At 51.7% G+C, this 26,998-nt stretch carries 24 protein-coding genes; 10 read left to right on the forward strand and 14 right to left on the reverse strand.

From position 1 onward, the window contains the following. Positions 1–128: 128 nt before the first annotated feature. The 3 genes from pgk to tkt form a co-directional block, all read right to left on the reverse strand. A complete protein-coding gene (gene pgk / locus DMB82_RS17620) occupies positions 129–1,292 on the reverse strand; it encodes a phosphoglycerate kinase (protein WP_039361752.1) in 1,164 nt (387 codons plus the stop codon). Positions 1,293–1,364: 72 nt separating this feature from the next. Further along, complete coding sequence (gene epd / locus DMB82_RS17625) at positions 1,365–2,381, reverse strand: erythrose-4-phosphate dehydrogenase (RefSeq protein ID WP_116163775.1); 1,017 nt, start codon at positions 2,379–2,381, stop codon at positions 1,365–1,367. Between the two features lie 314 nt (positions 2,382–2,695). Then, positions 2,696–4,690 (reverse strand): transketolase, encoded by a 1,995-nt coding sequence (gene tkt / locus DMB82_RS17630; RefSeq protein ID WP_102118514.1) that lies wholly within the window; start codon positions 4,688–4,690, stop codon positions 2,696–2,698. Positions 4,691–5,098: 408 nt separating this feature from the next. Between tkt and loiP the strand changes: the two genes are divergently transcribed. Beyond that, a complete protein-coding gene (loiP, locus tag DMB82_RS17635) occupies positions 5,099–5,851 on the forward strand; it encodes a metalloprotease LoiP (protein ID WP_116155379.1) in 753 nt (250 codons plus the stop codon). A 677-nt stretch (positions 5,852–6,528) separates the two neighbouring features. Beyond that, complete coding sequence (locus DMB82_RS17640; RefSeq protein ID WP_102118515.1) at positions 6,529–7,074, forward strand: helix-turn-helix transcriptional regulator; 546 nt, start codon at positions 6,529–6,531, stop codon at positions 7,072–7,074. Positions 7,075–7,253: 179 nt separating this feature from the next. Here DMB82_RS17640 and speA read toward each other — a convergent pair whose 3' ends face one another. Together speA and DMB82_RS17650 are read right to left on the reverse strand one after the other, a co-directional pair. Next, a complete protein-coding gene (gene speA / locus DMB82_RS17645; protein WP_116163110.1) occupies positions 7,254–9,236 on the reverse strand; it encodes a biosynthetic arginine decarboxylase in 1,983 nt (660 codons plus the stop codon). Then, complete coding sequence (locus tag DMB82_RS17650) at positions 9,229–9,387, reverse strand: hypothetical protein (RefSeq protein WP_165707522.1); 159 nt, start codon at positions 9,385–9,387, stop codon at positions 9,229–9,231. Before DMB82_RS17650 ends, speA begins: the two co-directional genes overlap by 8 nt. A gap of 558 nt (positions 9,388–9,945) precedes the next feature. Here DMB82_RS17650 and metK point away from each other — a divergent pair. The 7 genes from metK to ruvX all read left to right on the forward strand — a co-directional run bounded on the left by metK (position 9,946) and on the right by ruvX (position 15,419). Then, positions 9,946–11,097 carry a methionine adenosyltransferase gene (gene metK / locus DMB82_RS17655; protein WP_102118517.1) on the forward strand — a complete coding sequence of 384 codons (1,152 nt, stop codon included), beginning with the start codon at positions 9,946–9,948 and terminating at the stop codon, positions 11,095–11,097. A gap of 124 nt (positions 11,098–11,221) precedes the next feature. Continuing rightward, on the forward strand, positions 11,222–11,734 hold the full coding sequence (locus tag DMB82_RS17660) for a SprT family zinc-dependent metalloprotease (RefSeq protein ID WP_102118518.1): 513 nt from the start codon (positions 11,222–11,224) through the stop codon (positions 11,732–11,734). Between the two features lie 96 nt (positions 11,735–11,830). Then, positions 11,831–12,529: a deoxyribonuclease I gene (gene endA / locus DMB82_RS17665; protein ID WP_102118519.1), complete on the forward strand. Its 699-nt coding sequence runs from the start codon at positions 11,831–11,833 to the stop codon at positions 12,527–12,529. Positions 12,530–12,646: 117 nt separating this feature from the next. Beyond that, positions 12,647–13,381 carry a 16S rRNA (uracil(1498)-N(3))-methyltransferase gene (gene rsmE / locus DMB82_RS17670; protein ID WP_102118520.1) on the forward strand — a complete coding sequence of 245 codons (735 nt, stop codon included), beginning with the start codon at positions 12,647–12,649 and terminating at the stop codon, positions 13,379–13,381. A gap of 11 nt (positions 13,382–13,392) precedes the next feature. Then, complete coding sequence (gshB, locus tag DMB82_RS17675) at positions 13,393–14,355, forward strand: glutathione synthase (protein ID WP_102118521.1); 963 nt, start codon at positions 13,393–13,395, stop codon at positions 14,353–14,355. Positions 14,356–14,436: 81 nt separating this feature from the next. Beyond that, complete coding sequence (locus tag DMB82_RS17680; protein ID WP_102118522.1) at positions 14,437–15,000, forward strand: YqgE/AlgH family protein; 564 nt, start codon at positions 14,437–14,439, stop codon at positions 14,998–15,000. After that, entirely contained in the window at positions 15,000–15,419 is a 420-nt protein-coding gene (gene ruvX / locus DMB82_RS17685) for a Holliday junction resolvase RuvX (protein ID WP_102118523.1), read from the forward strand. The genes DMB82_RS17680 and ruvX overlap by 1 nt, the downstream gene beginning before the upstream one ends. Positions 15,420–15,515: 96 nt before the next feature. Here the strand turns inward: ruvX and fbp are convergent, their stop codons facing one another. Next, a complete protein-coding gene (fbp, locus tag DMB82_RS17690; RefSeq protein ID WP_010285800.1) occupies positions 15,516–16,520 on the reverse strand; it encodes a class 1 fructose-bisphosphatase in 1,005 nt (334 codons plus the stop codon). Positions 16,521–16,689: 169 nt separating this feature from the next. On the opposite strand from fbp, the gene mpl reads away from it, so the two are divergent. Beyond that, positions 16,690–18,075: a UDP-N-acetylmuramate:L-alanyl-gamma-D-glutamyl-meso-diaminopimelate ligase gene (gene mpl / locus DMB82_RS17695; RefSeq protein WP_102118524.1), complete on the forward strand. Its 1,386-nt coding sequence runs from the start codon at positions 16,690–16,692 to the stop codon at positions 18,073–18,075. Positions 18,076–18,188: 113 nt separating this feature from the next. Here mpl and DMB82_RS17700 read toward each other — a convergent pair whose 3' ends face one another. The 8 genes from DMB82_RS17700 to mutL form a co-directional block, all read right to left on the reverse strand. After that, positions 18,189–19,487 (reverse strand): adenylosuccinate synthase, encoded by a 1,299-nt coding sequence (locus DMB82_RS17700; RefSeq protein ID WP_102118525.1) that lies wholly within the window; start codon positions 19,485–19,487, stop codon positions 18,189–18,191. Positions 19,488–19,586: 99 nt separating this feature from the next. Next, positions 19,587–19,787: a DUF2065 domain-containing protein gene (locus DMB82_RS17705; protein WP_116163112.1), complete on the reverse strand. Its 201-nt coding sequence runs from the start codon at positions 19,785–19,787 to the stop codon at positions 19,587–19,589. 123 nt (positions 19,788–19,910) lie between these two features. Beyond that, the gene (gene hflC / locus DMB82_RS17710; protein ID WP_102118527.1) at positions 19,911–20,906 is read right to left on the reverse strand and encodes a protease modulator HflC; all 996 of its coding nucleotides are present in this window, start codon (positions 20,904–20,906) and stop codon (positions 19,911–19,913) included. Between the two features lie 3 nt (positions 20,907–20,909). Further along, positions 20,910–22,169 carry an FtsH protease activity modulator HflK gene (hflK, locus tag DMB82_RS17715; protein ID WP_102118528.1) on the reverse strand — a complete coding sequence of 420 codons (1,260 nt, stop codon included), beginning with the start codon at positions 22,167–22,169 and terminating at the stop codon, positions 20,910–20,912. A gap of 96 nt (positions 22,170–22,265) precedes the next feature. Next, a complete protein-coding gene (gene hflX, locus DMB82_RS17720) occupies positions 22,266–23,546 on the reverse strand; it encodes a ribosome rescue GTPase HflX (protein ID WP_102118529.1) in 1,281 nt (426 codons plus the stop codon). A gap of 94 nt (positions 23,547–23,640) precedes the next feature. Continuing rightward, on the reverse strand, positions 23,641–23,940 hold the full coding sequence (hfq, locus tag DMB82_RS17725; RefSeq protein WP_010285823.1) for an RNA chaperone Hfq: 300 nt from the start codon (positions 23,938–23,940) through the stop codon (positions 23,641–23,643). Between the two features lie 113 nt (positions 23,941–24,053). Beyond that, positions 24,054–24,995: a tRNA (adenosine(37)-N6)-dimethylallyltransferase MiaA gene (gene miaA / locus DMB82_RS17730; RefSeq protein WP_116155374.1), complete on the reverse strand. Its 942-nt coding sequence runs from the start codon at positions 24,993–24,995 to the stop codon at positions 24,054–24,056. Then, positions 24,988–26,997 (reverse strand): DNA mismatch repair endonuclease MutL, encoded by a 2,010-nt coding sequence (mutL, locus tag DMB82_RS17735; protein ID WP_116163114.1) that lies wholly within the window; start codon positions 26,995–26,997, stop codon positions 24,988–24,990. Before mutL ends, miaA begins: the two co-directional genes overlap by 8 nt. Between the last annotated feature and the right edge of the window lies 1 nt (position 26,998).

Below are 26,998 nucleotides of genomic sequence, written 5' to 3' on the forward strand. Positions count from 1 at the left end.
CCGTTTCGTTGGCCGTGGAGGGGTTAGAGAGGTCGATGTTAAATCGACAAGGTTGTCTCGACACGAGATTGCGAACATCACCTATCGAGACAACCCCAGGGAAGAGGAAAAGCGCCCCTTACCTTAAATTATTGCTTGGCACGTTCTTCCAGCATAACCACTGCTGGCAGTTTTTTCCCTTCGACAAATTCGAGGAATGCGCCGCCACCGGTAGAAATGTAGGAGATTTTATCTGCAATACCAAACAGATCGATCGCAGCCAGCGTATCGCCACCACCTGCAATAGAGAACGCATCGCTCTCTGCGATAGCACGGGCGATGGTCTCGGTTCCTTTACGGAAATTCGGGAATTCGAAGACGCCAACTGGGCCATTCCACAGGATGGTCTTGGCATTCTTCAGAATTTCAGCCAGACGCTCAGCGGACACATCACCCAGATCCAGAATTTGCTCTTCGTCTTTGATTGCCGTAACAGACTTCAGCGTTGCAGCTGCAGTTTCAGAGAATTCTGACGCGACACGCACATCGCTCGGTACAGGAATATCACAGGTTTCCAGCAGCTTTTTCGCTTCAGGAATCAGGTCAGCTTCGTACAGAGATTTGCCCACGTTGTGGCCTTGTGCAGCAACAAAGGTGTTGGCGATACCGCCACCGACGATCAGTTGATCGGCGATTTTAGACAGGGAATCCAGTACAGTCAGCTTGGTGGAAACTTTAGAACCACCAACGATAGCGACCATCGGACGGGCTGGTTCGCTCAAGGCTTTACCCAGCGCTTCCAACTCACCAGACAGCAGCGGGCCTGCACAGGCGATAGTGGCAAATTTACCCACGCCGTGGGTGGAAGCCTGCGCACGGTGCGCCGTACCGAATGCGTCCATTACGAACACATCACACAGCGCCGCGTATTTCTTGGACAGGACTTCGTCGTCTTTTTTCTCGCCTTTGTTAAAGCGGACGTTTTCCAGTACAACCAGCTCGCCTTCAGCGACATCAACCCCATCAAGATAGTCTTTCGCCAGACGCACAGGAGAAGACAGTTTCTCTTTCAGGTAGTCAACGACAGGCAGCAGAGAAAACTCTTCGTTGTACTCGCCTTCAGTCGGACGTCCCAGGTGGGAAGTGACCATAACGCGAGCGCCTTGTTTCAGGGCGATTTCGATGGTCGGCAGAGAGGCACGGATGCGCGCATCAGACGTCACTTTCCCTTCTTTTACTGGTACGTTCAGATCCGCACGAATAAGAACACGTTTACCAGCCAGATCCAGATCGGTCATCTTAATTACAGACATGGTGAATCCTCTTGTTGATTCTCTTTTAAAGTTGCTTGAGCGAGATAGCGACCCCAGATCGCCACCGTCGTACTAGAAACCGCTGGCCGCCATCGCCCGTGTTGTATCCAACATCCGGTTGGCAAAGCCCCATTCGTTATCGCACCAGACCAATGTTTTAATCAGATGCTGACCACTGACCCGAGTCTGCGTACCGTCAACAATGGCACTGTGCGGATCGTGGTTAAAATCAGCCGACACTAACGGCAATTCAGTGTAATCAACTATACCACGAAACGACTCGTGCGCTGATTTTTGCAATAGTGCGTTAATTTCATTCACGTTTACGGCTTTCCTGACGCTAACGCTCAGGTCAATTGCCGTGACGTTAATCGTCGGCACACGCACCGAGATCGCCTCAAAACGATCGACAAACTGCGGAAAAATACGGGTGATCCCCGCCGACAGTTTAGTATCTACCGGAATAATCGACTGGCTGGCAGCGCGTGTGCGCCGCAGATCGTGATGATAAGCATCGATCACCGGTTGATCGTTCATCGACGAGTGAATCGTCGTCACCGTCCCATTCTCAATACCAAACGCATCATCCAGCAGTTTGATTACGGGGATAATGCAATTGGTCGTGCAGGACGCATTGGAAACAATGCGGTGCCCGCTTTCCAACTGGTAGTGATTGACGCCAAACACCACCGTGGCATCCAAATCCGTTGTTCCCGGATGAGAAAACAGCACTTTCTTCGCACCTGCCGCCAGATGGGCTTCTCCATCTTCTCGGCTACCGTAAACGCCGCTGCAATCCAGCACGATATCGACACCGAGTTCTCGCCAGGGCAATGGCTGAATCTCTGACTGATGCAACAGACGAATACAGTCATCACCGACATAAAGCTGGTCACACTCCTGACGAACATCCCACGAAAAACGGCCGTGACTGGAGTCGTACTTGAGCAAATGCGCCATGCCTTCTGCGCTCGCCAGCTCGTTAATAGCCACAACGGTAATCTCGGCTCGGCGGCCTGATTCATACAACGCACGTAAAACACTGCGGCCTATGCGGCCAAAACCGTTTATCGCAATCCGGATCGTCATGGCGTTCCTTGTGATTCCTTGTGTCGTGGCAGGGTTACCCAGCACATAGGATATACCCTTCTTAGACACCAGAGAACCCCTGGAGAAACGCCGTCAGCACAACAACTGAAACGCTTCAGCTAGCATAAACGAATTAACGCATAAAAGAAATATTCTCGTCTGGCACAAACCAGAAGAGTGATCGGTGTCATAAAAATGAAAAAACCGCGATCGGGGAGCGGACAACGCGCATTGAGAGGTGGGTTAAGTTAAAGATGAAAAAAAGCCGCCAGCGCCCGCTGACGGCTTCCCATATCGAGATTAACGCGGCGTGATTACTTCAGCAGCGCCTGCGCTTTTTCAACCACGTTATCGACGGTGAAGCCGAATTCTTCGAACAGCAGCTCAGCCGGAGCCGATTCGCCGAAGCTCGTCATGCCAACAATCGCGCCGTTCAGGCCGACGTACTTGAACCAGTAGTCCGCGATACCCGCTTCAATCGCGACGCGTGCCGCTACCGCTTTCGGCAGCACCGCTTCACGGTAGGCCGCATCCTGCTTGTCGAACGCATCCGTAGACGGCATGGACACCACGCGCACCTTGCGGCCTGCGGCAGTCAGTTTGTCATACGCGCCGACAGCCAGTTCAACTTCAGAACCGGTGGCAATCAGGATCAACTCAGGTTGACCCTCGCTGTCTTTCAGCACGTAGCCACCTTTCGCCACGTTCGCCAGTTGTTCAGCCGTACGTGACTGCTGTGCCAAGTTCTGACGGGACAGGATCAGCGATGTCGGGCCATCCTGACGCTCAATGGCGTATTTCCACGCCACCGCCGTTTCCACCTGGTCTGCCGGACGCCAGTTGCTCATGTTCGGCGTGACGCGCAGGCTGGCAAGCTGTTCAACCGGCTGGTGGGTCGGGCCGTCTTCGCCCAGACCGATGGAGTCGTGGGTGTAAACGTAGATGCTGCGGATTTTCATCAGCGCCGCCATACGCACGGCATTACGCGCGTATTCCACAAACATCAGGAAGGTCGCGGTGTACGGCACAAACCCACCGTGCAGCGCAATCCCGTTGGCAATGGCCGTCATACCGAATTCGCGCACACCGTAGTGGAGGTAGTTACCCGCGTGGTCTTTATCCAGTGAAACAGAACCAGACCAGATAGTCAGGTTGCTCGGTGCCAGGTCAGCGGAGCCGCCCAGGAATTCCGGCAGCAGTTTGCCGTAGGCTTCCAGCGCGTTCTGTGACGCTTTGCGGCTGGCGATTTTCGCCGGATTGGCCTGCAAATCGTCGATAAATTTCTGTGCGTCAGCCTGCCAGTTGGCCGGCAGTTCACCGCCGGTGCGGCGTTTGAACTCAGCAGCCAGTTCCGGATATGCGCTGGCGTAGGCGGCAAACGCCTCATCCCAGGCCGCTTCCTTACGCTGACCGGCCGGTTTCGCATCCCAAGCGGCATAGATATCAGCAGGGATCTCAAATGGTGCATGCGCCCAGCCCAGCTGTTCGCGGGACGCTGCGACTTCTGCATCGCCCAGCGGTGCACCGTGGGAATCGTGCGTACCGGCCTTGTTCGGTGAGCCGAAGCCAATCACGGTTTTGCACATCAGCAGCGACGGCTTGTCGGTCACCAACTGGGCTTCACCGATAGCACGTTTGATAGCGTCCGCATCGTGACCGTCCACGCCGCGCACCACGTGCCAGCCGTAGGCTTCAAAGCGGGCGGCGGTATCGTCGGTAAACCAGCCTTCAACGTGACCGTCGATGGAGATACCGTTGTCATCATAAAACGCAGTCAGTTTGCCGAGCTTCATCGTGCCAGCAAGAGAGCAGACTTCGTGGGAAATCCCTTCCATCATGCAGCCGTCACCGAGGAACGCATAGGTATGATGGTTAACAATCTCATGACCCGGACGGTTGAACTGCGCGGCCAGCGTACGCTCGGCAATCGCCATCCCCACGGCGTTGGCAATACCCTGACCCAGCGGGCCGGTGGTGGTTTCGACGCCGGCGGTGTAGCCGTATTCAGGGTGACCCGGCGTTTTGGAATGCAGCTGACGGAAGTTTTTCAGTTCTTCAATCGGCAGGTCGTAGCCGGAGAGATGCAGCAGGCTGTAAATCAGCATGGACGCATGGCCGTTGGACAGCACGAAGCGGTCACGGTTGGCCCAGTTAGGGTTGGCCGGATTATGGTTGAGATAATCGCGCCACAGCACTTCGGCGATATCGGCCATGCCCATCGGTGCGCCCGGGTGACCGGATTTGGCTTTCTGCACCCCATCCATGCTCAGCGCACGGATAGCATTGGCAAGTTCTTTACGAGAGGACATGCTTGACTCCAGATCGGATTGAACGACTGCCCTTCTTGTATAATCATTAAAATCAACAAGTTAAACAAGAATGACAAAATAAATATGATTACAAATGTACATGAAAAGCAGAGGGAATGCACATGGAACCGTGAGCAAAAAACAGGGATTTATCAGCTAACGAATCAATGGCGGTTCTTTTACCAATTAGGCAGTTGATTACAGCGCCATACGCCATGTTTTCCAGTGCGTTTACCTTTATCTACCGTATCTTTTTGGAACGCTTCGGAAACAAAACTCATGGTCTACGGGCTATCAGAAAAGTACAAATCAGATTTTCTGATCTATTTCTCTACGCGGTTTTCGGGTAGCTTATAGCCGCTTTTTTGGTATTAGAAAATAAACATTAATCGTATGGAGATGATTTTTATGGCTATTCGTTCTTCTGTACTGGCGCTGTGTATCGCAACCTTGCTGACTGGCTGCCAGAACTTAAACACCAATACCTTAATGCAATCCGGCGCACAGGCGTTTCAGGCAGCAACGCTCAGCGATGCTGATGTTAAAGCACTCAGCAATCAGTCCTGTGAGCAAATGGATAAAGAAGCAAAGATTGCCCCTGCCGACAGCAAATACACACAGCGCCTGAATAAAATTGCAGATGCACTGGGTCATGACATCAACGGTACACCCGCCAACTATAAGGTTTATCTGACAAAAGATGTCAACGCCTGGGCAATGGCTAACGGCTGCATCCGCGTATACAGCGGCCTGATGGATATGATGAATGACAACGAAGTGGAAGGCGTTCTCGGCCACGAAATTGGCCACGTTGCGCTGGGCCACACGCGTAAAGCCATGCAGGTTGCCTATGCGGCGACGGCTGCACGTACTGCCATTGGCTCTGCGGGTGGCGTAGCAGCCTCCCTGTCACAGTCTCAACTCGCCGATCTGGGAGAAAAACTGGTTAATTCCCAATTTTCTCAAACTCAGGAAACGCAGGCAGATGACTATTCCTTCGATCTGCTGAAGAAACGTGGCGTCAAGCTGGAAGGTCTGGCAAGCAGCTTTGAAAAACTGGCCAAACTTGATGCCGGTCGTGAGGGCAGCATGTTTGATTCCCATCCTTCATCAGAAGGACGCGCCAAACACATTCGTGAGCGTATCGCTGCCGAGAAGTAATCCCACACGCTGATTACTCGCAAAGAACACACACGGCGGGCAATTGAAAAAATCTCAATTGCCCGCTAGTCATCCGACCACTATCATCCCCCTCATATTCACGGTAAGCTGTTACATAACCGCTATCTGCGATCGCTTCTATCCTCAAAATGATAGGATTTAAGAATTAATAGATATAAATAGATAGCTATTTTCAATCACATTTACTTTCCGTTCTCTTTTTAAGAAACAAATCTCAGCAGGTTTCCAAATGCTGGAGGCAGCACTCCGCGAATGCAGCAGCATACGGAAAAAGAGACAATCGCGATTAGTACAGAGACCTACGTCGCAATAAACAAGAATAATGGAGTAACCCCCTGTATTTAAAGATAGAAATAAACCAGTAAATCAAGCATACTATGTTAAACCAATAAAAATTTTTCCAGTTTGATCATATAGATATATGATAAAACCTGTTATCGCTTACGCAGGTTTCTTTAGAGGCTCCATTTTTTAGCGATTTAAAGGCATTTCAGGATCGCGATTTCTTAATAACTGGATAACATCAGCAGCGATTATTGGTTTATGGCCACTTTCAGACAATAAACTCATATGTGTTAAAAATCATGGATGTGAGAATTTTCAGTAAATGCAATTTTACCACGGTAGGATTACGGGAAATCCTATCCAGTATCCCTATGCTCTCGATAAAACCTGTCAACAGGTTTACGCTGCAGCAAGGAAAGAAGAAATGTATTTTCATCATTGACGGTAGCAGCGAGGGCTTTGAGGAATACTACGAGTCGATAAGAACCCACTTTTATAATATGGCGTCGTCGTTCGTTATCATCAATAATTCCCCCAATCACCCTCCCGTGTGCATTGACGAAAAAACGATTCTTATTTCAAAGTCAGCCACCATCGATTCTTTTTATAAATTACTCGATTTCGTCCACCTTCACGACCGCCGTTTATTCAGTCCCGTCAGACTGTCAAAATCTGAATATACCGTATTCCAGCATTGGTGTGCAGGCTACACAGCGGAAGCGATTGCCGATATCATCGGATTAAATAAGAAGTCAGTACTGAACAGCAAATCACGATTACTGAATAAATATGGCGTTCAGGATAAAAACTCTTTACTACTTATTGCTAAAATTATCTTCAAAGACAGTGTCATTGAGGAATTTGATTCCCTTCCAAAACCAGTAACTGATATCAATATGAGCCATTCGCTTATCTGAACGATAGACGAAAAAAAGGGATGCTCATTCGCATCCCTTTTTACTCAGTCATATACCCGTCATACTTCAAGTTGCATGTGCGTTGGCTACGTTCACTCACCCGAATCACTTACCAGTGTAAGTTCATCGGGATTCCTTCTCTTGCCGCCTTCCTGAAACTCGAATTATTTAGGGTATACTCACTCTTCATCTTCCAAATAAGTATAGCCGTACAGCCCTGTTTCAAACTCCTCCAGGAACTGTGCCTGAAGTTCGGTATCCAGGTCAGTTTCTTTCACCTGATCGCGGAAACGGGTCATCAGCACTTTGGGGTCAAGTTGCACATATTCCAGCATGTCGGCAACCGTATTCCCTTCGTCAGACTCTTCAATCTCAACGGTACCATCTTGGAAGACAAACACGTCAACGGTCGACGTATCGCCGAACAGGTTATGCATATTCCCCAGAATTTCCTGATAGGCACCGACCATAAAGAAGCCCAGCAGCGGCGGATTTTCTGGATCGTAAGGCGGCATTGGCATCGTCGTCGCAATCCCGTCACCATCGACATAATGATCGATTGTACCATCGGAATCACAGGTGATGTCGAGCACGACAGCACGGCGCTCAGGCGGCTTGTTTAGTCCTTCCAACGGCATTACTGGGAACAACTGATCGATCCCCCATGCATCCGGCATGGATTGGAACAGCGAGAAGTTGACATACAGCTTATCAGCCATCCGCTCCTGTAATTCATCAATTATCGGCCGATGCGCACGGTTGCTCGGATCCAACTGTTCCTGAATCATCTGACAGATGCTCAGATAAAGCTGCTCTGCTTTCGCACGCTGCGTCAGATCCAACATGCCGTGCGTGTATTGGGTATGTACATCGTGCAAATCCATCTGGCTGTCGTGCAACCATTCACGCAGCGAACGGCGTTTTCCCGGCTGCTTGATTTCTTTCCAGGTTGACCACAGGCTCTCCAACGCACGCGGAGCGTCTTCTTCTGGCTCTGTAGGTTCACTGAACTCGTTGCGTTCAACCCCGATAATATTGGAAACCAACACGGTATGGTGCGCGGTTACCGCACGGCCAGATTCGGTGATAACCGTCGGATGTGGCAACCCGTTTTCGTTACAGGCATCACCGATGCCCCAAATCACGTTGTTGGCGTATTCGTTCAGGCCATAGTTCACTGAACAATCGGACTGAGAGCGCGTGCCTTCATAATCCACGCCCAACCCACCACCGACGTCGAAGCACTGGATATTTACACCCAACTTATGCAGTTCGACATAGAAGCGCGCAGATTCACGCACGCCCGTCGCGATATCACGGATATTCGCCAGTTGCGATCCCAGATGGAAATGCAGCAGTTGCAGGCTATCCAACCGCCCTGCTTCACGCAGCATCTCAACCAGTTGCAGCACCTGGACCGCCGCCAGACCAAACTTGGATTTTTCACCGCCGCTGGATTGCCACTTGCCCGACCCCTGAGAAGCCAGACGCGCACGGACGCCGAGGCGCGGCACCACATTCAAGCGCTCGGCTTCTTCCAGCACCAGCCGAATTTCGGACATCTTCTCGATGACCAGATAAACTTTGTGGCCCAGCTTTTCGCCGATAAGTGCAAGGCGGATGTATTCACGGTCTTTGTAGCCGTTACACACAATCACAGTGCGGGTCATGCCCGCGTGGCCCAGTACCGCCATCAGCTCCGCTTTTGAACCGGCTTCCAGACCCAACGGCTCACCGGAATTAGCCAGTGACTCAATGACGCGACGATGTTGGTTAACCTTGATCGGATAAACCAGAAAATACCCGCCTTCATAGCCAAACGATTCGCGAGCCTGTTTAAACGCGGCGTTAATAGAACGCAGGCGATGCTGAAGGATTTGCGGAAAGCAGAACAGCGCAGGAAGGCGCTGATGGCTCTCTTTTTGCATATCTTTGACCAATTTGGCCAGATCGACGCGAGCTTCAGGTACGTCAGGATCTGGGCACACACTAATATGGCCGAGTTCATTGACGTCATAGTAATTATTGCCCCACCAGGCAATATTGTAAGTACGAAGCATTTCGCTGGCATTACGGTCATTCATGGCAACCTCCTGCATAGAGCGCAAATTTTCATGTTTACCCGTCGCTGACGAGCCGTGATGAATCATGTCGTCAGACATAACGAACCTCTTCTTTTTCTAGACTGCGGATCACATCAGTACCTGAATAAACAGCCCACATGAGCATACCTGCAACATGCGGCATCGACAGTGAAAAAACCGGCGTAGTGAAGTATGCCGTCACTTTATTACTCTTATTAGTGTAAAACACGTTGTCAGGCTCCGTGTTACGGGTCGATAAAACTCGTTGTGAAAATCACCGGGCGAACGTGACCAGAAAGACGCTAAAGGCTTCTGGCAGAAAGAATAACAGGCAGGTTAACCAGCCCTGGAGTCCTGTGTCGAATTTAAAGACAGGCTACGTCGAGAAACGGAAAAGAAGGGTTGAGTCGCGGACGCGGTAGCGTCAAAAGGGACATATTGCGAACGCAATATACTCAGTAAACAACGGATCATTAATCCTACCACCTCCACGTGCGCCGCAGGCTATGCGGTCAGCTATCAATAAAAAATTCAAGATGTCGCGGGTTGTATCACCGCTCGCCGTTTATACCTACATGCTGCTGGAAAAGCAAAATGAAAATTACCGCTTGTCATCTCTTGTAAAAGAAAAATCGGCCGATGATAAAAGGACGATGGCGCGCTAACGCGAAAAACTACTGGCACTGAGACTAAAAGGTGACCTAGAATAGCCATCCAGATGTTAATCCGTCTATACTGATTAACTGATACTCTGCTTAACGGCTTTGATTTGAAGGTAAAGAAACTCATGGCTAAACACCTTTTTACGTCCGAGTCAGTCTCTGAAGGACATCCTGATAAAATTGCTGACCAGATTTCTGATGCGGTTCTCGACGCCATTCTGGAGCAAGACCCAAAAGCGCGTGTCGCTTGTGAGACTTATGTAAAGACCGGCATGGTGTTAGTCGGTGGTGAAATTACCACCAGCGCCTGGGTCGACATTGAAGAAATTACCCGCCGTACCGTGCGTGATATCGGTTATGTCAATTCTGATATGGGCTTTGACGCTAACTCTTGTGCCGTACTGAGTGCGATTGGCAAGCAGTCTCCTGATATCAATCAGGGCGTTGACCGCCGCGATCCGCTAGAACAAGGCGCAGGCGATCAGGGTCTGATGTTCGGTTACGCGACCAATGAAACCGACGTCTTGATGCCAGCCCCCGTAACTTATGCACACCGTCTGGTTCAGCGTCAGTCAGAAGTCCGCAAGAGCGGCTCTCTGCCGTGGCTGCGCCCGGACGCGAAAAGCCAGGTTACGTTCCTGTACGACGATGGCAAGATTGCCGGCATCGATGCCGTGGTACTGTCTACCCAGCATTCGGAAGCTATCAGCCAGAAAGATCTGCATGAAGCGGTAATGGAAGAGATCATCAAACCGGTTCTGCCTGCAGAATGGCTGACTGCCAATACCAAATATTTCATCAACCCAACTGGGCGCTTTGTTATCGGCGGCCCAATGGGTGACTGCGGTCTGACTGGTCGTAAAATCATCGTTGATACCTACGGCGGCGCGGCGCGTCACGGCGGCGGTGCATTCTCCGGTAAGGATCCGTCTAAAGTAGACCGTTCTGCTGCCTATGCTGCGCGCTATGTCGCCAAAAATATCGTCGCGGCAGGCCTGGCCGATCGCTGCGAGATTCAGGTGTCCTACGCTATCGGCGTGGCAGAACCCACCTCTATCATGATCGAAACCTTCGGCACAGAGAAAGTGCCCACCGAGCAACTGACGCTGCTGGTGCGCGAATTCTTCGACCTGCGTCCTTACGGCTTAATCCAGATGCTGGATCTGCTGCATCCGATTTATCAGGAAACGGCTGCCTACGGTCACTTTGGCCGCGAACATTTCCCGTGGGAAAAAACGGACAAAGCCGCAGAGCTGCGCGAAGCTGCTGGCCTGTAATTTGGCGACGCAATAAACACCAAACGGCGAATGAAAATTCGCCGTTTTTCATTCTAGCTCCCTGAATATTTCGCTTCAGTTTCCCCTATTGCGTCTCCCTGCCACTCAATTTATGCTCACAGTAATGAATACACCCCGAATCCCCATTGCCAGCCATCAGGCTGTGATGCGCTGTCTGCGTGATAAATTGCAGCAGGCTAACCTCACCTTGCAGACGGACTACACCGAGCCAGCAGTAAATTACCAGCAACGCGGTTCAACGGCAGGGACGGCCTGGCTGCAACACTGGGAAATTCGGCTGAATCCCGTCTTGTTGCAGGAAAATCAGCAGGCCTTTATCGATGAGGTCGTTCCTCATGAACTGGCCCATCTGCTGGTCTATGCCCGTTTTGGCCGTGTCGCACCGCATGGCAAGGAATGGCGCTGGATGATGGAAAGCGTCCTGCACGTCCCGGCAAAACGTACGCATCGGTTTGCGGTGCAATCCGTACAGGGGAAAACCTTCACCTACCGGTGTGATTGCCAACGGCATGAGCTGACGATCCGCCGGCACAATCGGGTGCTGCGCGGCGAAACAGAATATCGCTGTCGTCGTTGCGGGAAAACCTTACGTCATGATGTAAAAAATTCTATTTAAAAGGGAATTTCCAGTTTTAAAAACTGTTTTTGCATTTGCCTGCCGACGAGACATCCGGTAGTCTGCCAACTTTACAGCCTGTGGATTATTTGGAATATGCTACGCAAAATTCTCACTATCGCCGCCGTGGGCGCGGGTCTGTTTTCGGCTACCGCGCTGGGTCAAAACATCAATAATTTTTCTCAGGCAAAAGCCGCCGCGGTCGACATTAATCGCGATGCGCCGGGCTCGTTCTACTGTGGCTGCAAGATTACGTGGCAAGGCAAGAAAGGCACGCCCGACCTTGAATCCTGCGGCTATCAGGTGAGGAAAAATGAGCAGCGTGCCAGCCGTATCGAGTGGGAGCATGTTGTGCCAGCTTGGCAGTTCGGCCACCAGCGCCAGTGCTGGCAGGATGGCGGCAGAAAGAACTGTAACAGCGACCCCGTCTACCGCGAGATGGAAACCGATTTACATAACCTGCAACCTGCTATCGGCGAGGTCAACGGCGATCGCGGCAATGCCATGTATGGGCAATGGAACGATGGTGCATCCCAATATGGTCAATGCGAGATGAAGGTCGATTTCAAAAATAATCTGGCAGAACCCCCCGCTCGCGCTCGCGGCCAGATCGCGCGTACCTATTTCTACATGCGCGACCGCTATCAGTTACGCCTTTCCAGCCAGCAAACCCAGTTGTTCGAAGCCTGGGATAAGCAATACCCGGTCACCCAGTGGGAATGTACCCGCAATCAGCGTATCGCCGCAAAACAGGGAAACCCAAATCCCTACGTTCAACAGGCTTGCCAGCGCTAGTTCCTCTACCTACTATAGCGAATCTGTTTCCAGCAAAACCACCGCCAGATGACGGTGGTTTTACCTATTTCTGGCGTTCCTGTGCCGATTAATTTCATTCAAAGGTCTTAATTCAGTATGCGAGTACCACGCATTTTTCATCCCGAAACGCTCCCCCTTAACGGTGGTGAAGTCGAACTGAATGACGATGCCGCCAATCATGTGGGTCGCGTGTTACGCATGACGGTGGGTCAGTCATTGCAGCTGTTTGATGGCAGCAATCATGTCTTTGATGCAGAAATCATCGCGGCTGGCAAAAAGAGTGTGCGCGTTCGCTTCACAGCAGGTAAGTTGGAAGATAAAGAATCGCCCCTACATTTACATCTGGGACAGGTGATGTCGCGCGGCGAGAAGATGGAGTTTACCATTCAGAAATCCATCGAACTGGGCGTCAATGTGATTACCCCACTGCTTTCTGAACGCTGTGGCGTCAAACTAGATGCCGAGCGTATGGAGAAAAAAATTAGCCAGTGGCAGAAAATTGCGATCGCCGCCTGTGAACAGTCCGGCCGCAATTGTGTGCCGCTGGTGCGGCCAGCGATGACGCTGGAAGCCTGGTGTGCGGAGCAAGACAACGCGTTGAAATTGAATCTGCACCCACGCGCCACACAGAGCATCAATACGTTACCACTGCCGGTAGATCGGGTCAGGCTACTGATCGGCCCGGAAGGCGGGCTCACCGCCAGTGAAATTACCATGACCTCAGAACACGGATTCACTGATATCCTGTTGGGGCCACGCGTCTTGCGCACAGAAACCACTGCACTCACCGCCATGACCGCCTTACAGGTACGTTTCGGCGATTTGGGGTAAAGGAGAAAAGAATGATCAAACTCGGTATCGTGATGGACCCGATTGACACCATCAATATCAAGAAAGACACCAGCTTTGCCATGCTGCTGGAGGCACAGCGCCGTGGTTGGGAACTGCATTATATGGAGATGAACGATCTCTATATGCATGCGGGCGTCGCGCGTGCAACAACGCGTCGCCTGAGCGTCCAGTACGATTACGACGGCTGGTACGATTTCTCCGGCGAGCAGGATATCGCGCTGGAAGAGTTGGATGTGGTCCTGATGCGTAAAGATCCGCCGTTCGATACGGAGTTCATCTACGCCACCTATATTCTGGAACGTGCGGAAGAGAAAGGCACGCTGATCGTCAACAAGCCGCAGAGCCTGCGTGATTGCAATGAGAAGCTGTTCACCGCCTGGTTCCCACATCTGACCCCTGATACGCTGGTTACACGTCGTGCAGACAAACTGCGTCAGTTCCATGAAAAACATGGCGACGTCATTCTCAAACCGCTCGACGGCATGGGTGGCGCGTCTATTTTCCGTTTGAAGCAGGATGATGCCAACGTTTCGGTCATCATCGAAACGCTGACCGAACACGCGACCCGCTACTGCATGGCACAAAACTATCTGCCTGCAATTAAAGACGGCGACAAACGCGTGCTGGTGGTCGACGGTGAACCCGTTCCTTACTGCCTGGCGCGTATCCCGAAAAGCGGTGAGACACGCGGCAATCTGGCAGCCGGTGGGCGTGGCGAAGCGCGTCCATTAACCGAAAGCGACTGGAAAATCGCCCGTGATGTGGCACCGACCTTAAAAGCCAAAGGCCTGATTTTCGTCGGTCTGGACATCATCGGTGACCGCCTGACAGAAATTAACGTCACCAGCCCGACCTGCGTGCGTGAAATCGAAGCGGCTTACCCGGATGTTTCCATCACCGGTATGCTAATGGATGCCATTGAAAAACGTCTGGCTGCACGTACTACCCGCTAATACCAGAGACACCTGACACCATCCGGCCCGTGCAATACGGGCCGTTTCTCCAACGCTGACGGATATCGATTAAAATACACAATGAATTTACAGCATCACTTCCTCATTGCTATGCCAGCACTACAGGACTCTGTATTTAAACGTTCGGTGGTCTATATCTGCGAACATAATGAAGACGGAGCCATGGGGCTGATCATCAACAAACCGATGGATCAGTTTTCCGTGGAAAATGTGCTGAAAAAGCTAAAAATAGACCCGACACCGCGCGATCCTGCCATTCGATTGGATAAACCCGTCTTCATAGGCGGCCCATTGGCGGACGACCGTGGCTTTATCCTGCATACGCCCTGCCCCGGATTTGGTTCCAGCATCAGTATTTCTGAGGACACGATGATCACCACGTCAAAAGACGTGCTGGAAACGTTAGGCACACCCCAGCAGCCGAAAAATACGCTGGTCGCCTTAGGCTATTCCGCCTGGGAGAACGGCCAGTTGGAAGAGGAGTTGCTGGATAATGCCTGGCTGACGACGCCAGCCGATCAAGACATTCTGTTCCACACGCCGATTGCCGAACGCTGGCGGGCAGCGGCCAGGAAGTTGGGCATCGATATTCATAATATCTCCACTGAAGCAGGACATGCCTGATGGCCAGCAGAACCCTTCTTGCCTTTGATTTTGGGACAAAAAGCATCGGTGTCGCTATCGGTCAGGAAATTACCGGTACAGCGCGTGCACTGACATCGTTCAAGGCACAGGAAGGAATACCCGACTGGCAAAAAGTGGAGAAGCTATTGTCAGAATGGCAGCCCGATCTGGTCGTCGTCGGCCTGCCGCTCAACATGGATGGCACCGAGCAACCCCTGACGGCACGGGCGCGGAAGTTCGCTAACCGACTGCATGGCCGTTTTGGCATCGCGATTGAGCTACACGATGAACGCTTGAGTACGGTGGAAGCGCGGGCCGATCTCTTCGAACGCGGTGGTTTTAAAGCGTTGGATAAAGGTAGCGTAGACGCGGCGTCTGCGGTAATTATTCTGGAGAGCTGGTTCGACGCACAGCGTTAAAAGACAATCCCGTGTAGCCGAATATCCGACCACACGGGACTATATTGATGACTAATTAATTGATGACTAATTAGCATTAACGACTAATTAATGTAATTAGGCGTCTGGGAATTCACGGATAAAACGTTCGACGTCATCAACCATGGATTCTGTTCCTACGAAGAACGGTGAGCGCTGATGCAGTTTCTCCGGCGTGATATCCAGAATACGGTTTTTACCGTCGCTGGCCTTACCGCCCGCCTGCTCCGCCAGAAACGCCATCGGGTTGCATTCGTACAGCAAACGCAGTTTGCCTTTCGGGTAGCTCGCCGTACTTGGGTACAGGTAAATTCCGCCTTTCAGCAAATTGCGGTGAAAATCCGCCACCAGTGAACCGATGTAACGCGACGTATAAGGACGCTGCGTCTCTTCATCCTGCTCCTGACAGTATTTGATGTATTTCTTCACACCGACAGGAAACTTGATGTAGTTCCCTTCGTTGATGGAATACATATTCCCTTTTTCTGGGAAGCAAACTTTTTCATGCGAGAGACAGAATACACCGAGCGATGGATCGTAGGTAAAGGCGTGAACGCCGTGACCCGTGGTGTATACCAGCATGGTTGAAGAACCGTAAACGATGTAGCCCGCAGCAACCTGCTGACTACCCGGCTGTAAGAAGTCAGCTTCCGTCACTGACGTTCCCAGCGGCGTAATACGGCGATAAATAGAGAAAATCGTACCGACAGAGACGTTTACATCAATATTCGACGAGCCGTCCAGCGGATCCATCAGAACCACATACTTGGCATTTTCCGCCTTATCACCTTCAAAGATAACAATTTCGTCTTCTTCTTCGGAGGCAATACCAGCCACTTCACCACGCGCTTTTAATGCCGCTTTTAGTTTCTCATTGGCATACAGATCGAGTTTCATCTGCACTTCGCCCTGAACATTAGAAATGCCGCTGGCTCCTAGGATATCAACCAGACCCGCTTTATTGATATCACGGTGAATAATCTTGGCACCCAGTTTAATAGCAGACAGCAGCGCGGTAAGCTCACCTGTGGCGTGAGAGAAATCGTGCTGTTTTTCGACGATAAATTCGCCTAACGTTTTCATAACACTATTCCAGAATCTACGGATGAAAAGCGGTTTCATTTCTGCACCGCCAACGTTTGCGCATGCAGTGTAGCCCAAAGAGAAAGTGAGTACCTAGTCAAATCCATTTCTTATGGCGGATTCATAGCGTTAGAATGTGACGCAGACTCACTGTGAAGATGGAAAATGTATGCGTATTCATATTTTAGGCATCTGCGGCACCTTTATGGGTGGCCTTGCCCTGCTTGCTCGTTCGCTGGGGCATGATGTCACAGGCTCAGATGCAAATGTTTACCCTCCCATGAGTACCTTACTTGAAGAGCAGGGAATCACGCTGATTCATGGCTACGATCCGGCACAGCTTAGCCACGCGCCTGATTTAGTCATCATCGGTAATGCGATGACGCGCGGAAACCCGTGCGTTGAGGCCATATTGGAACAGGGACTACCTTATGTTTCTGGTCCACAGTGGCTGCATGATTATGTGCTGCGCGATCGCTGGGTGATTGCCGTTGCGGGTACACATGGCAAAACCACCACGGCGGGGATGGTCACCTGGATTTTGGAAGATTGCGGCTACCAGCCTGGCTTTGTGATCGGTGGCGTTCCCGGAAACTTCACCGTTTCAGCACGCCTGGGGGACAGCCCGTTCATGGTGCTCGAAGCCGATGAATATGACTGTGCATTCTTCGACAAACGCTCCAAATTCGTACACTACTGCCCAAGAACGCTGGTGCTCAACAATCTTGAGTTCGATCACGCCGACATCTTTGACGATCTGAAAGCCATTCAGAAACAGTTCCATCATCTTGTGCGGTTGGTGCCGGGTAGTGGGAAAATCATCCTGCCAAGCAATGACCTTAACCTTAAACAGGTGATGGCAATGGGATGCTGGAGTGAGCTGGAACTGGTCGGCGAAGAAGGCACATGGCGGGCACAAAAAGTGTCGACCGATGCCAGCCAATATCAGGTTTACCTGAATAAGGTACTCATCGGTGAAGTCCATTGGAAGTTGGTGGGTGAACACAATATGCACAACGGACTGATGGCCATTGCTGCCGCTCATCATGTTGGCGTACTGCCTGCAGATGCCTGCCGCGCACTGGGTGGATTTATCAACGCACGTCGTCGTCTGGAGTTACGCGGTACGGAGCATGGCGTCACGGTTTATGACGATTTTGCGCATCACCCGACTGCGATTCTGGCGACGCTGTCGGCGCTACGCAGCAAGGTTGGCGGCACGGCGCGTATTTTGGCTGTGCTTGAACCCCGTTCTAACACCATGAAATTGGGGATGTGCAAAAACGAGCTAGCGCCGTCATTAGGCCGCGCCGATGAGGTTTTCCTATTCCAGCCCGCACATATTCCGTGGCAGGTGGTAGAAGTTGCGGAAGCCTGCGTACAGCCCGCTCACTGGAGCGCGGATATTGACACGCTGGTAGAAAACATCGTCAAGACTGCACAGCCTGGCGACCATATTCTGGTGATGAGCAACGGCGGGTTCAGTAACATCCACAATAAGCTGCTGGATTGCCTGAAAAAGAAAGCGCAAAAGGCGAAAGACGCTCAAGAATAGCGTGTGACAAACTGTCGTCGTTCACACACGGCGGTTACACGATAAATAGCAAAAAGGACGGGAATCCCGTCCTTTTTCATCTTCGCCTCACCCATTAATAATGGGTGGTAAAATCAAGCGTCGAACGGATCGCGCAACACCATCGTTTCGCTACGATCTGGGCCAGTAGAAATAATATCAATCGGCACACCCGTAATTTCTTCGATACGTTTGATGTAGTTCAGTGCAGCCTGCGGCAGTTTGCTGTGATCTTTCACGCCAAACGTGCTTTCAGACCAGCCCGGCATCGTCTCGTAAATCGGCTCAAGACCTTCCCAACCTTCAGCCGCCAGCGGCGTGGTATCCACTTCGGTGCCATTCGGCAAACGATAGCCTACGCAGATTTTAATCTCTTTCAGACCGTCCAGAACATCCAGCTTAGTCAGGCAGAAACCAGACAGCGAGTTGATCTGTACCGCACGACGTACGGCAACCGCATCCAGCCAGCCGGTACGACGACGACGACCCGTTGTCGCGCCAAACTCATTACCTTTCTGAGACAGGTGCTCACCCACTTCTTCAAACAGTTCAGTCGGGAATGGACCTGCACCTACACGGGTAGAGTAAGCTTTAACGATACCCAGTACGTAGTCTACATAGCGTGGACCCAGACCAGAGCCGGTAGCAACGCCGCCCGCAGTGGTATTTGAGGAAGTCACGTACGGATAAGTACCGTGGTCGATATCCAGCAGCGTCCCCTGTGCGCCTTCAAACATGACGAAATCGCCACGCAGGTGCGCTTTGTACAGCAGATCGGAAACATCAACAACCATTGCGGTCAGAATATCGGCAATCGCCAGCACGTCGTCCAGCACTTTCTGGTAGTCGACAGCATCGGCTTTGTAGTAGTTAACCAGTTGGAAGTTATGGTATTCGACGATCTCTTTCAGTTTGACAGCAAAGGTTTCTTTATCAAACAGATCGCCAACGCGCAGGCCACGGCGAGCAACTTTATCTTCATACGCAGGGCCGATACCGCGGCCAGTCGTACCAATTGCTTTCGCACCACGCGCTTTTTCACGCGCGTTATCCAGTGCGACGTGATAAGGCAGGATTAACGGACAGGCTTCAGAAAGCAGCAGACGTTCGCGTACCGGGACGCCACGCGCTTCAAGCTCTGTCATCTCTTTCATCAATGCGTCCGGCGCCAGCACAACACCGTTACCGATGATACTGACAACATTTTCACGCAGAATGCCAGAAGGAATTAAATGAAGGACGGTTTTTTCACCGTTGATAACCAGCGTGTGGCCAGCGTTGTGTCCACCCTGATAGCGCACAACATATTTAGCCCGTTCAGTCAGCAGGTCAACGACCTTGCCTTTACCTTCGTCACCCCATTGGGTGCCCAGTACGACGACGTTCTTACCCATTTCAAGAATCACCAGGTTGCTTAAAAAAGGATTCTAACATCTCATTTGGATGCTTTCAGTACTTTTAGCACACGGTTGCGCACATTTTTCCGATTAATTTTAGCCACCCATCCGGCTACGCAACATGTAGTAGATCACGCAACCCGCAACGACTATTCCGCCGCCGAAACGGCGCAAAATAGTATCCGGCAACTGCGCTATTCCCAAAATCATCAGTCGCCAGAGTCGAGGAAACAGCAGTGGCCCCAGCCCTTCAAGCACCAAAAGCAGCCCAAGCGCCAGCCAAATCGTTGAATTCATAACAACCCCTTTTCCCCGCATCAGGTTCGAGCAGGACCAACCTTTTGGATATCTCTGCCAGAAAATGGCAAAAAAAAGCCCGGAGAAAGAACCCGGGCTTGGTGAGACGTCAGTGAATGACTATCAGCGGCGTGGTGCCATGCTGCTTTCCGGTGACTTCATGTAGCGGAAAAAGTCGCTATCTGGGCTAAGAACCATAACGTCCTGATTACTACTGAAGCTGTTTTCGTACGCGCGCAAGCTACGAACGAAAGCGTAGAAATCAGGATCTTCACTAAATGCGTTAGCAAACAGTTTCGCGGCTTCAGCATCCCCTTCACCGCGGGAAATTCGGCCCTGACGCTCCGCTTCAGCCAGTGTACGGGTAACTTCATAGTCTGCCGTCGCTTTCAGCTTTTCAGCTTCTTCCTGACCTTGTGAACGATGACGACGTGCTACCGCTTCACGCTCTGCACGCATACGTTGGTAAATCGCGTCAGAGACTTCAGTTGGCAGGTTGATTTGCTTAATTCGCACATCGATAACCTCAATACCCAGCGCGGCCATACTGTTAGGGTTGATGTGAGGTTCCTTGCTCGCCGTCTCTTTCTCGACGCGTGCAGCCGCAGAAGCAATCGCATTATCGGCCTCGGTCGTTTCACCAGTACCGGTATTCAGCGCTTCACGCACGTCAGACATCAGTTGACCACGCGAGTCGGTCACAATCCCTTTCACATCCAGACGACCGATTTCAGAACGCAGACGGTCACTGAATTTACGTTTCAGCAGCACTTCCGCCTGAGAGATGTCACCACCGCCCGTTGCCAGATAGTAGCGGCTGAAATCGCTGATACGCCATTTGAGATAGGAATCGACAATCAGATCTTTCTGCTCTTTAGTGATAAAGCGGTCAGCCTGGTTTTCCATGGTCTGGATACGCGCATCCAGCATTTTCACTGAGTCGATAAACGGAATCTTGAACCGCAATCCCGGTGCATAGATCAGCGGCTTATTGTCGTCATCACGCAATACTTTGCCAAAACGCATCACAATGCCGCGCTGACCTTCCTGCACCACAAACAGTGACGCATAGACCACCATCAGTACCAGGATCAGGATAAATAGTAAGGGCTTACGCATCGATTATTCTCTCCCTACTCGAGTGAAGTCATCACGCTGCGCATTGGCTCTGCGCTGATCCATGATATTTCCATTGTTGCTGCTGCGCGTTTGGTTGCTATTCGTCGCACCGCTGCTGTTGCCAGGCAAACGCAGTGGACTAGCGCTGCTGCTGTTATTGCTTGGCGTATTTTCACTACCTTGTCCACGCAGCATCTGATCCAACGGCAGCACCATCAGGTTGCCCCCCTTGTCATTGACCAGAACTTTACGGGTATGGCTCAGTACACGTTCCATCGTTTCGATATACAGACGTTCACGAGTGATTTCAGGCGCCGCTTTATATTCCGGTAATATTCTGGCAAAACGGGCAACTTCACCCTGAGCTTCAAGAATCGTACGGGTTTTATAAGCGCGGGACTCTTCCAGAATACGCTGCGCCTGACCGTTGGCACGCGGCTGCACTTCGTTCGCATAGGCTTCCGCTTCGCGAATATATTGCTGTTCGTTTTCACGTGCAGCAATCGCATCATCAAACGCGGCCTTCACTTCTTCCGGCGGACGCGCGGTTTGGAAGTTGACGTCCAGCAACGTGATACCCATGTTGTACGGACGAACCGTCTCTTCCAGTACACGCTGAGTATCCGTACGCACAATGGTACGGCCTTCCGTCAAAATTTTGTCCATCGTGTACTTACCAATAACGCCGCGCAGCGCGCTGTCCGTTGCCTGACGTAGGCTGTCATCCGCATTGGTTACACTGAACAGATATTGTTCTGGCTGCGTAACACGATACTGCACGTTCATTTCAACGCGCACGACGTTTTCATCTGACGTCAACATCACGCCCGACGTCGCCAGTTCACGCACCGATTCAACGTTCACCGCACGAACGGAATCGATGAAGGTCGGTTTCCAGTTAAGACCGGGTCCGACCAAATGGCTGAATTTACCAAAGCGAGTGACGACACCGCGTTCCGCTTCTTTAATGGTATAGAAACCCGTAGCAGCCCAGATGACAACCGCAGCGACGGCAGCGATACCGACGATCCGACCACCCAGTGCTGGGCCGCCAGAATTTCCGCTGTTGCTTGAGCCTGAACCTTTGCCGCCACCCAGATCGCTGAGTTTTTTGCTCAGCTTACGGAAGATGTCGTCCAGATCCGGCGGCCCCTGATCTCGGCCACCTTTATTGTTATTTCCGCCAGAGTTGCCGCCATTATTGCTGCTGCTCCCCCACGGGTCGCGGTCTTGTCCGTTATTACCGGGCTGATTCCACGCCATGTTTTAGCTCCATTCTTTATGATAGGTGTTCTTCAGGTTCAATATCCCAGAGTCCGTCAGACTATTTCATCGTTCAGACTGTTTATACCAGTCAGATCAGACAATATAGTCCATCAGTTCCTGCTCTTTTTTGCAGAGGCGGCGCCAGTCAGCAATCGGCATACGAATAACCAAACCAATTTGCCCATCCTCTTCAATCCATTCTTTTTCTATTGCCTGAAGCTGGTAAAAACGACTACGCAAGCGTCCTGCCTGCGGGGGAAGATGCAAAGTATGTTGTGCAATTTCCCCGGAAAGCCGCTCAGTCAATGCCTGAAATAGCAACGGAATACCGTCGCCAGTCTGTGCTGAAAGCCAGACCCGTACCGGTAGATTCTCTTCGTTGCGATCGATACGCGGAACGAAATCATCCAGCATATCAATTTTGTTCATTACCAACAGCGCAGGTATTTCGTCTGCCTCAATTTCCGCCAATACGTCATCAACCGCGTCGATGTTCTCGTCAAGACGAGGATCGGCAGCATCAACAACGTGCAGCAGCAGCGAGGCCTGACGTGTTTCCTGTAATGTAGCCTTAAACGCAGCCACCAAATCGTGGGGCAACTGCCGGATAAAACCTACGGTATCCGCCAGCACGGTATCACCCACATCATCCACTTGAATGCGGCGCAATGTTGGATCCAGTGTGGCAAATAACTGATCGGCGGCATAGACGCCCGCCGATGTAATCGTGTTAAACAGCGTGGATTTACCCGCATTGGTATAGCCCACCAGCGAAACGGTAGGGACATCAGCACGGACCCGCGAACGCCGCCCCTGTTCACGCTGTTTTTCTACCCGTTCAAGACGCGACAATATCTGACTGATACGGTTACGCAATAAACGACGGTCGGTTTCAAGCTGGGTTTCACCCGGGCCACGCAAACCGATACCGCCTTTCTGGCGCTCAAGGTGCGTCCAACCGCGAACCAGTCGGGTCGCAAGGTGGCGCAGCTGTGCCAGTTCTACCTGTAATTTCCCCTCGTGCGTACGCGCACGCTGGGCAAAAATATCTAAAATCAGTCCGGTACGATCGATCACCCGGCACTCGCACAAACGCTCCAGGTTACGTTCCTGAGCAGGCGTCAGCGCGTGATCAAACAGCACGACAAACGCGCCCGTTTCTTTTACTGCCTGAGCAATTTCTTCAGCTTTACCTTCCCCGACAAAATACTTGGGATGAGGCGATTTACGGCTGCCAGTAACAACCTGCAAGGATTCAATACCGGCAGAAGAAACCAGAGACTCAAACTCCAGTAGATCTTCCGTATCTCTATCTTGCGAAAAGAAAATATGAACTAATATAGCCCGTTCACCTGATTCATAACGGTCAAACAAGCGAATAACCTCTCAAACGAGCAAAAAACACCACAGCGAAGGAGCCGAGCGATGCGTCAAGCTCTCCCGCGCCGTGGTGAATTGACAATACGCCTTATTCGGCGTCATCAGCTTCCTGTGACTGCTGCTGAGCAGTCGTGTTACTACCGTGATAGTTGTTGCTGCCGCCTGGATTGTTGCTATGGTGAGAGACTGGGCGAGAGGGAACAACTGTAGAGATGGCGTGCTTATAAACCATCTGACTTACCGTGTTTTTCAACAAAATCACGAACTGATCGAAAGATTCGATCTGACCTTGCAACTTAATACCGTTCACCAAATAAATCGAAACCGGAACACGTTCACGACGCAAAGCGTTCAAGAACGGATCTTGCAAAGATTGCCCCTTAGCCATTCTATATTTTCCTTATTTGTATGTTGTTTGTAACAAAGAACCCTACGGCTCTAAAATAACGGTGTAAAAAAACTTGCACGCTGAGACTCACCGATTGTACACAATCACTCAACCTATGCACTAACAACCTGTATTACCTTGTCCAGTGCTTCAGTCGGTTTTTCGCTATCCAGCCAGCAGACGTCATCCCAACCGCGCAGCCAGGTCATTTGACGCTTCGCTAACTGACGCGTCGCACAAATTCCCCGATAAACCATCTCATCGTAATCAATTTCACCGGATAAATATGACCACATCTGGCGATAACCAACACAACGAATAGAGGGCATATCCGTATGAAGGTCGTGCCGGGCAAACAATGTCCGGGCTTCTGTCTCAAAACCTGCCGCCAACATCTGATGGAAACGCTGTTCAATCCGCTCATGCAACAATTCACGCGTCGCCGGGGCGATAGCAAACTGATGAACCTGATAGGGCAGCGCGTCGCCAGACGTTTTTGTCAGTTCAGTTAAAGTGTTACCTGAAACGAAAAAAACTTCCAGTGCTCGCGAGAGTCTCTGCGGATCATTTGGATGAATCCGAATAGCTGCTACCGGATCGATCTCACTGAGCTGCCGATGCATCGCTTCCCAGCCGATTTCTTTTGCCTGCTCTTCAATGCGTTGACGCACGGCGGCATCGGCTGACGGCAGAGGAGAAAGTCCCTCCAGCAGCGCCTTGAAATACAGCATCGTCCCCCCGACTAACAGGGGAATGCGCCCGGCAGCGGTAATGTCCGCCATCTCACGTAGCGCATCGCGGCGAAAATCGGCCGCAGAATAGGATTCTGTCGGATCGAGAATATCGATTAACCGATGCGGGGCCAGTGCCAGCTCTTCCGCACTCGGTTTCGCCGTCCCAATATCCATATCTTTATAGATGAGGGCGGAATCTACGCTAATCAACTCTACTGGCAAATATTCTCGTAACGCCATTGCCAATGCCGTTTTTCCTGACGCCGTCGGCCCCATGATAAAAATGGCGGGCGGCAACGGCGCGTTTTCTACATCACTCATGCTTTAAAGCCTTGATGGCATCCTGGATGTCCATCATCGATAAAAGTTCAGACGGCGGCGCTTTCGCCAACTGCGGACAAAGCCGCTCGACATCCGCCAGTAATTGTATGGCCTGAGAATGGCTCCAGCTTTCCTGCTCGCTCAGCAATCGCGTTGCCATCCACGACGCCAATTCGCCAGGTTCCACCTGCTGTGTCTCAACCGTCCGATAGTCGGCCAGATAGCCTATCAGTTCGGAGATCAAGTTTTGTAAATTTTGTTGGCGCAATGGTAAAGGTACAGCACGCAATGTGGCACGCTGTGACTCAACCACAACGTCAATACCAAAACGCGCCAGCAAAGCATGATGGGCAGACAAAACGTTCAGCTCAGATTTACTCAACGTCAGGCGCTGCGGAATCAGCAACGGCTGCGCCCGCAACCCTTCTTCCGACGGCGTCAACTGCACAGCTTTCAGATAACGTTCAGCAACGGAAAGCGACAGCATCGCCAATCCCTTATGGTACTCCAACAGCGCGTAGCACGGCGGATAAACCGTCAATACCCGCCCAAAACCGTTCGATTGGCTTTCCAGCGGTGATTCAACCGGCGCACGTTGCTTGTTATTGTTAGCTGCGGTGTCCGTCGCGGTTCGATTTGACGGTGCGTCATGCGATACCGTGGATGGGACAACCCTATCCGACGACATAATGTGATTCGACGGTACAGAAATACGCTTACCAGACGACGGCGGTGCACTTGCTGCGCTATCCGTCGGTTGCAGCAGCGCCTTATACAGATCACCCTGCTTCTTCTGGTACGAATTCTCTGGCTGATAGCCGGAATAAGCAGATTCTCTCGCCTGACCAGAATGGCTCGCGCGCGGCGCTTTCCCACCATACGATGGCGAACTATCGCTACGTGACGGCTGGGCAAAGTGGTTTTCACCGGCGGCGGTACGGTTTTCCTGCTGCCATTGCACCGTTTTCCCAGTTTCCGGCTCTATTATGCCGAGCGCCGGTGAGGATGCCTGTTGCAGAACGGACATCACCGCCTGATAGATGAAGTCATGCACCAGACGCGCCTGATGGAATCGAACTTCGTGCTTGGCAGGATGCACATTGACATCCACCTGATGCGGGTCGATCTCCAGATACAGCACATAGGCGGGCTGCTGCTCGTCATTAAGCTGATCCTGATAAGCCTGTCGGATGGCATGATTAATCAGCCGATCGCGCATCATGCGCTGGTTCACATAGCAATACTGCATATCAGGCAGTTGCTTGGCACCAACCGGATCGGCTACCCAGCCATGAATGGTGAGATCGCCGTGTTGCCATGACACCGCGAGCGCATGCTGTAAGAATGTCGCACCGCAAATGCTACCCAACCGGCGCTCATACTGGCTTTTATCCGGTGCTGCACGATACTGCAGCATCAGCTTACCGTTATGATGCAGCGTGATGGCGACATCAAAACGCGCCAGCGCGATGCGGCGAACCACCTCATCAATATGGGTGAATTCGGTTTTTTCCGTGCGCATAAATTTACGGCGGGCGGGCGTGTTATAAAACAGATCCAACACTTCCAGCGTGGTGCCCACAGGATGGGCGGCTGGCTTGACTGTCACCGCCATGTCGCGCCCTTCGGCGTAGGCCTGCCAGGCCTCAGACTGTTCGGCAGTGCGTGATGTCAGCGTTAAACGGGAGACGGAACTGATACTCGCCAGCGCTTCGCCGCGAAACCCCATACTCACGATGGCTTCCAGATCGTCGAGCGTGGCAATTTTGCTGGTCGCATGACGCGCCAACGCCAGCGTTAATTCATCCTTTCCAATCCCCGAGCCATTGTCACGAATACGAATCAGCTTCGCACCGCCGCGTTCTATGTCGATGTCAATCCGGGTCGCGCCTGCATCCAGACTGTTTTCCACCAGTTCCTTCACGACCGAAGCCGGACGCTCAACCACCTCTCCGGCAGCGATCTGGTTAGCCAGTTGCGGTGGCAACACCTGAATCGGCATG

The sequence above is a fragment of the Pectobacterium aquaticum genome (assembly GCF_003382565.3).
Classification (GTDB): Bacteria; Pseudomonadota; Gammaproteobacteria; order Enterobacterales; family Enterobacteriaceae; genus Pectobacterium; species Pectobacterium aquaticum.

Bases quoted from the DNA above. Each gene is read 5' to 3' on its own strand.
- pgk (WP_039361752.1), bottom strand. From the start codon at position 1,292: ATGTCTGTAATTAAGATGACCGATCTGGATCTGGCTGGTAAACGTGTT.
- epd (WP_116163775.1), bottom strand. From the start codon at position 2,381: ATGACGATCCGGATTGCGATAAACGGTTTTGGCCGCATAGGCCGCAGT.
- tkt (WP_102118514.1), bottom strand. From the start codon at position 4,690: ATGTCCTCTCGTAAAGAACTTGCCAATGCTATCCGTGCGCTGAGCATG.
- loiP (WP_116155379.1), top strand. From the start codon at position 5,099: ATGGCTATTCGTTCTTCTGTACTGGCGCTGTGTATCGCAACCTTGCTG.
- DMB82_RS17640 (WP_102118515.1), top strand. From the start codon at position 6,529: ATGCTCTCGATAAAACCTGTCAACAGGTTTACGCTGCAGCAAGGAAAG.
- speA (WP_116163110.1), bottom strand. From the start codon at position 9,236: ATGTCTGACGACATGATTCATCACGGCTCGTCAGCGACGGGTAAACAT.
- metK (WP_102118517.1), top strand. From the start codon at position 9,946: ATGGCTAAACACCTTTTTACGTCCGAGTCAGTCTCTGAAGGACATCCT.
- DMB82_RS17660 (WP_102118518.1), top strand. From the start codon at position 11,222: ATGAATACACCCCGAATCCCCATTGCCAGCCATCAGGCTGTGATGCGC.
- endA (WP_102118519.1), top strand. From the start codon at position 11,831: ATGCTACGCAAAATTCTCACTATCGCCGCCGTGGGCGCGGGTCTGTTT.
- rsmE (WP_102118520.1), top strand. From the start codon at position 12,647: ATGCGAGTACCACGCATTTTTCATCCCGAAACGCTCCCCCTTAACGGT.
- gshB (WP_102118521.1), top strand. From the start codon at position 13,393: ATGATCAAACTCGGTATCGTGATGGACCCGATTGACACCATCAATATC.
- DMB82_RS17680 (WP_102118522.1), top strand. From the start codon at position 14,437: ATGAATTTACAGCATCACTTCCTCATTGCTATGCCAGCACTACAGGAC.
- ruvX (WP_102118523.1), top strand. From the start codon at position 15,000: ATGGCCAGCAGAACCCTTCTTGCCTTTGATTTTGGGACAAAAAGCATC.
- fbp (WP_010285800.1), bottom strand. From the start codon at position 16,520: ATGAAAACGTTAGGCGAATTTATCGTCGAAAAACAGCACGATTTCTCT.
- mpl (WP_102118524.1), top strand. From the start codon at position 16,690: ATGCGTATTCATATTTTAGGCATCTGCGGCACCTTTATGGGTGGCCTT.
- DMB82_RS17700 (WP_102118525.1), bottom strand. From the start codon at position 19,487: ATGGGTAAGAACGTCGTCGTACTGGGCACCCAATGGGGTGACGAAGGT.
- DMB82_RS17705 (WP_116163112.1), bottom strand. From the start codon at position 19,787: ATGAATTCAACGATTTGGCTGGCGCTTGGGCTGCTTTTGGTGCTTGAA.
- hflC (WP_102118527.1), bottom strand. From the start codon at position 20,906: ATGCGTAAGCCCTTACTATTTATCCTGATCCTGGTACTGATGGTGGTC.
- hflK (WP_102118528.1), bottom strand. From the start codon at position 22,169: ATGGCGTGGAATCAGCCCGGTAATAACGGACAAGACCGCGACCCGTGG.
- hfq (WP_010285823.1), bottom strand. From the start codon at position 23,940: ATGGCTAAGGGGCAATCTTTGCAAGATCCGTTCTTGAACGCTTTGCGT.
- miaA (WP_116155374.1), bottom strand. From the start codon at position 24,995: ATGAGTGATGTAGAAAACGCGCCGTTGCCGCCCGCCATTTTTATCATG.
- mutL (WP_116163114.1), bottom strand. From the start codon at position 26,997: ATGCCGATTCAGGTGTTGCCACCGCAACTGGCTAACCAGATCGCTGCC.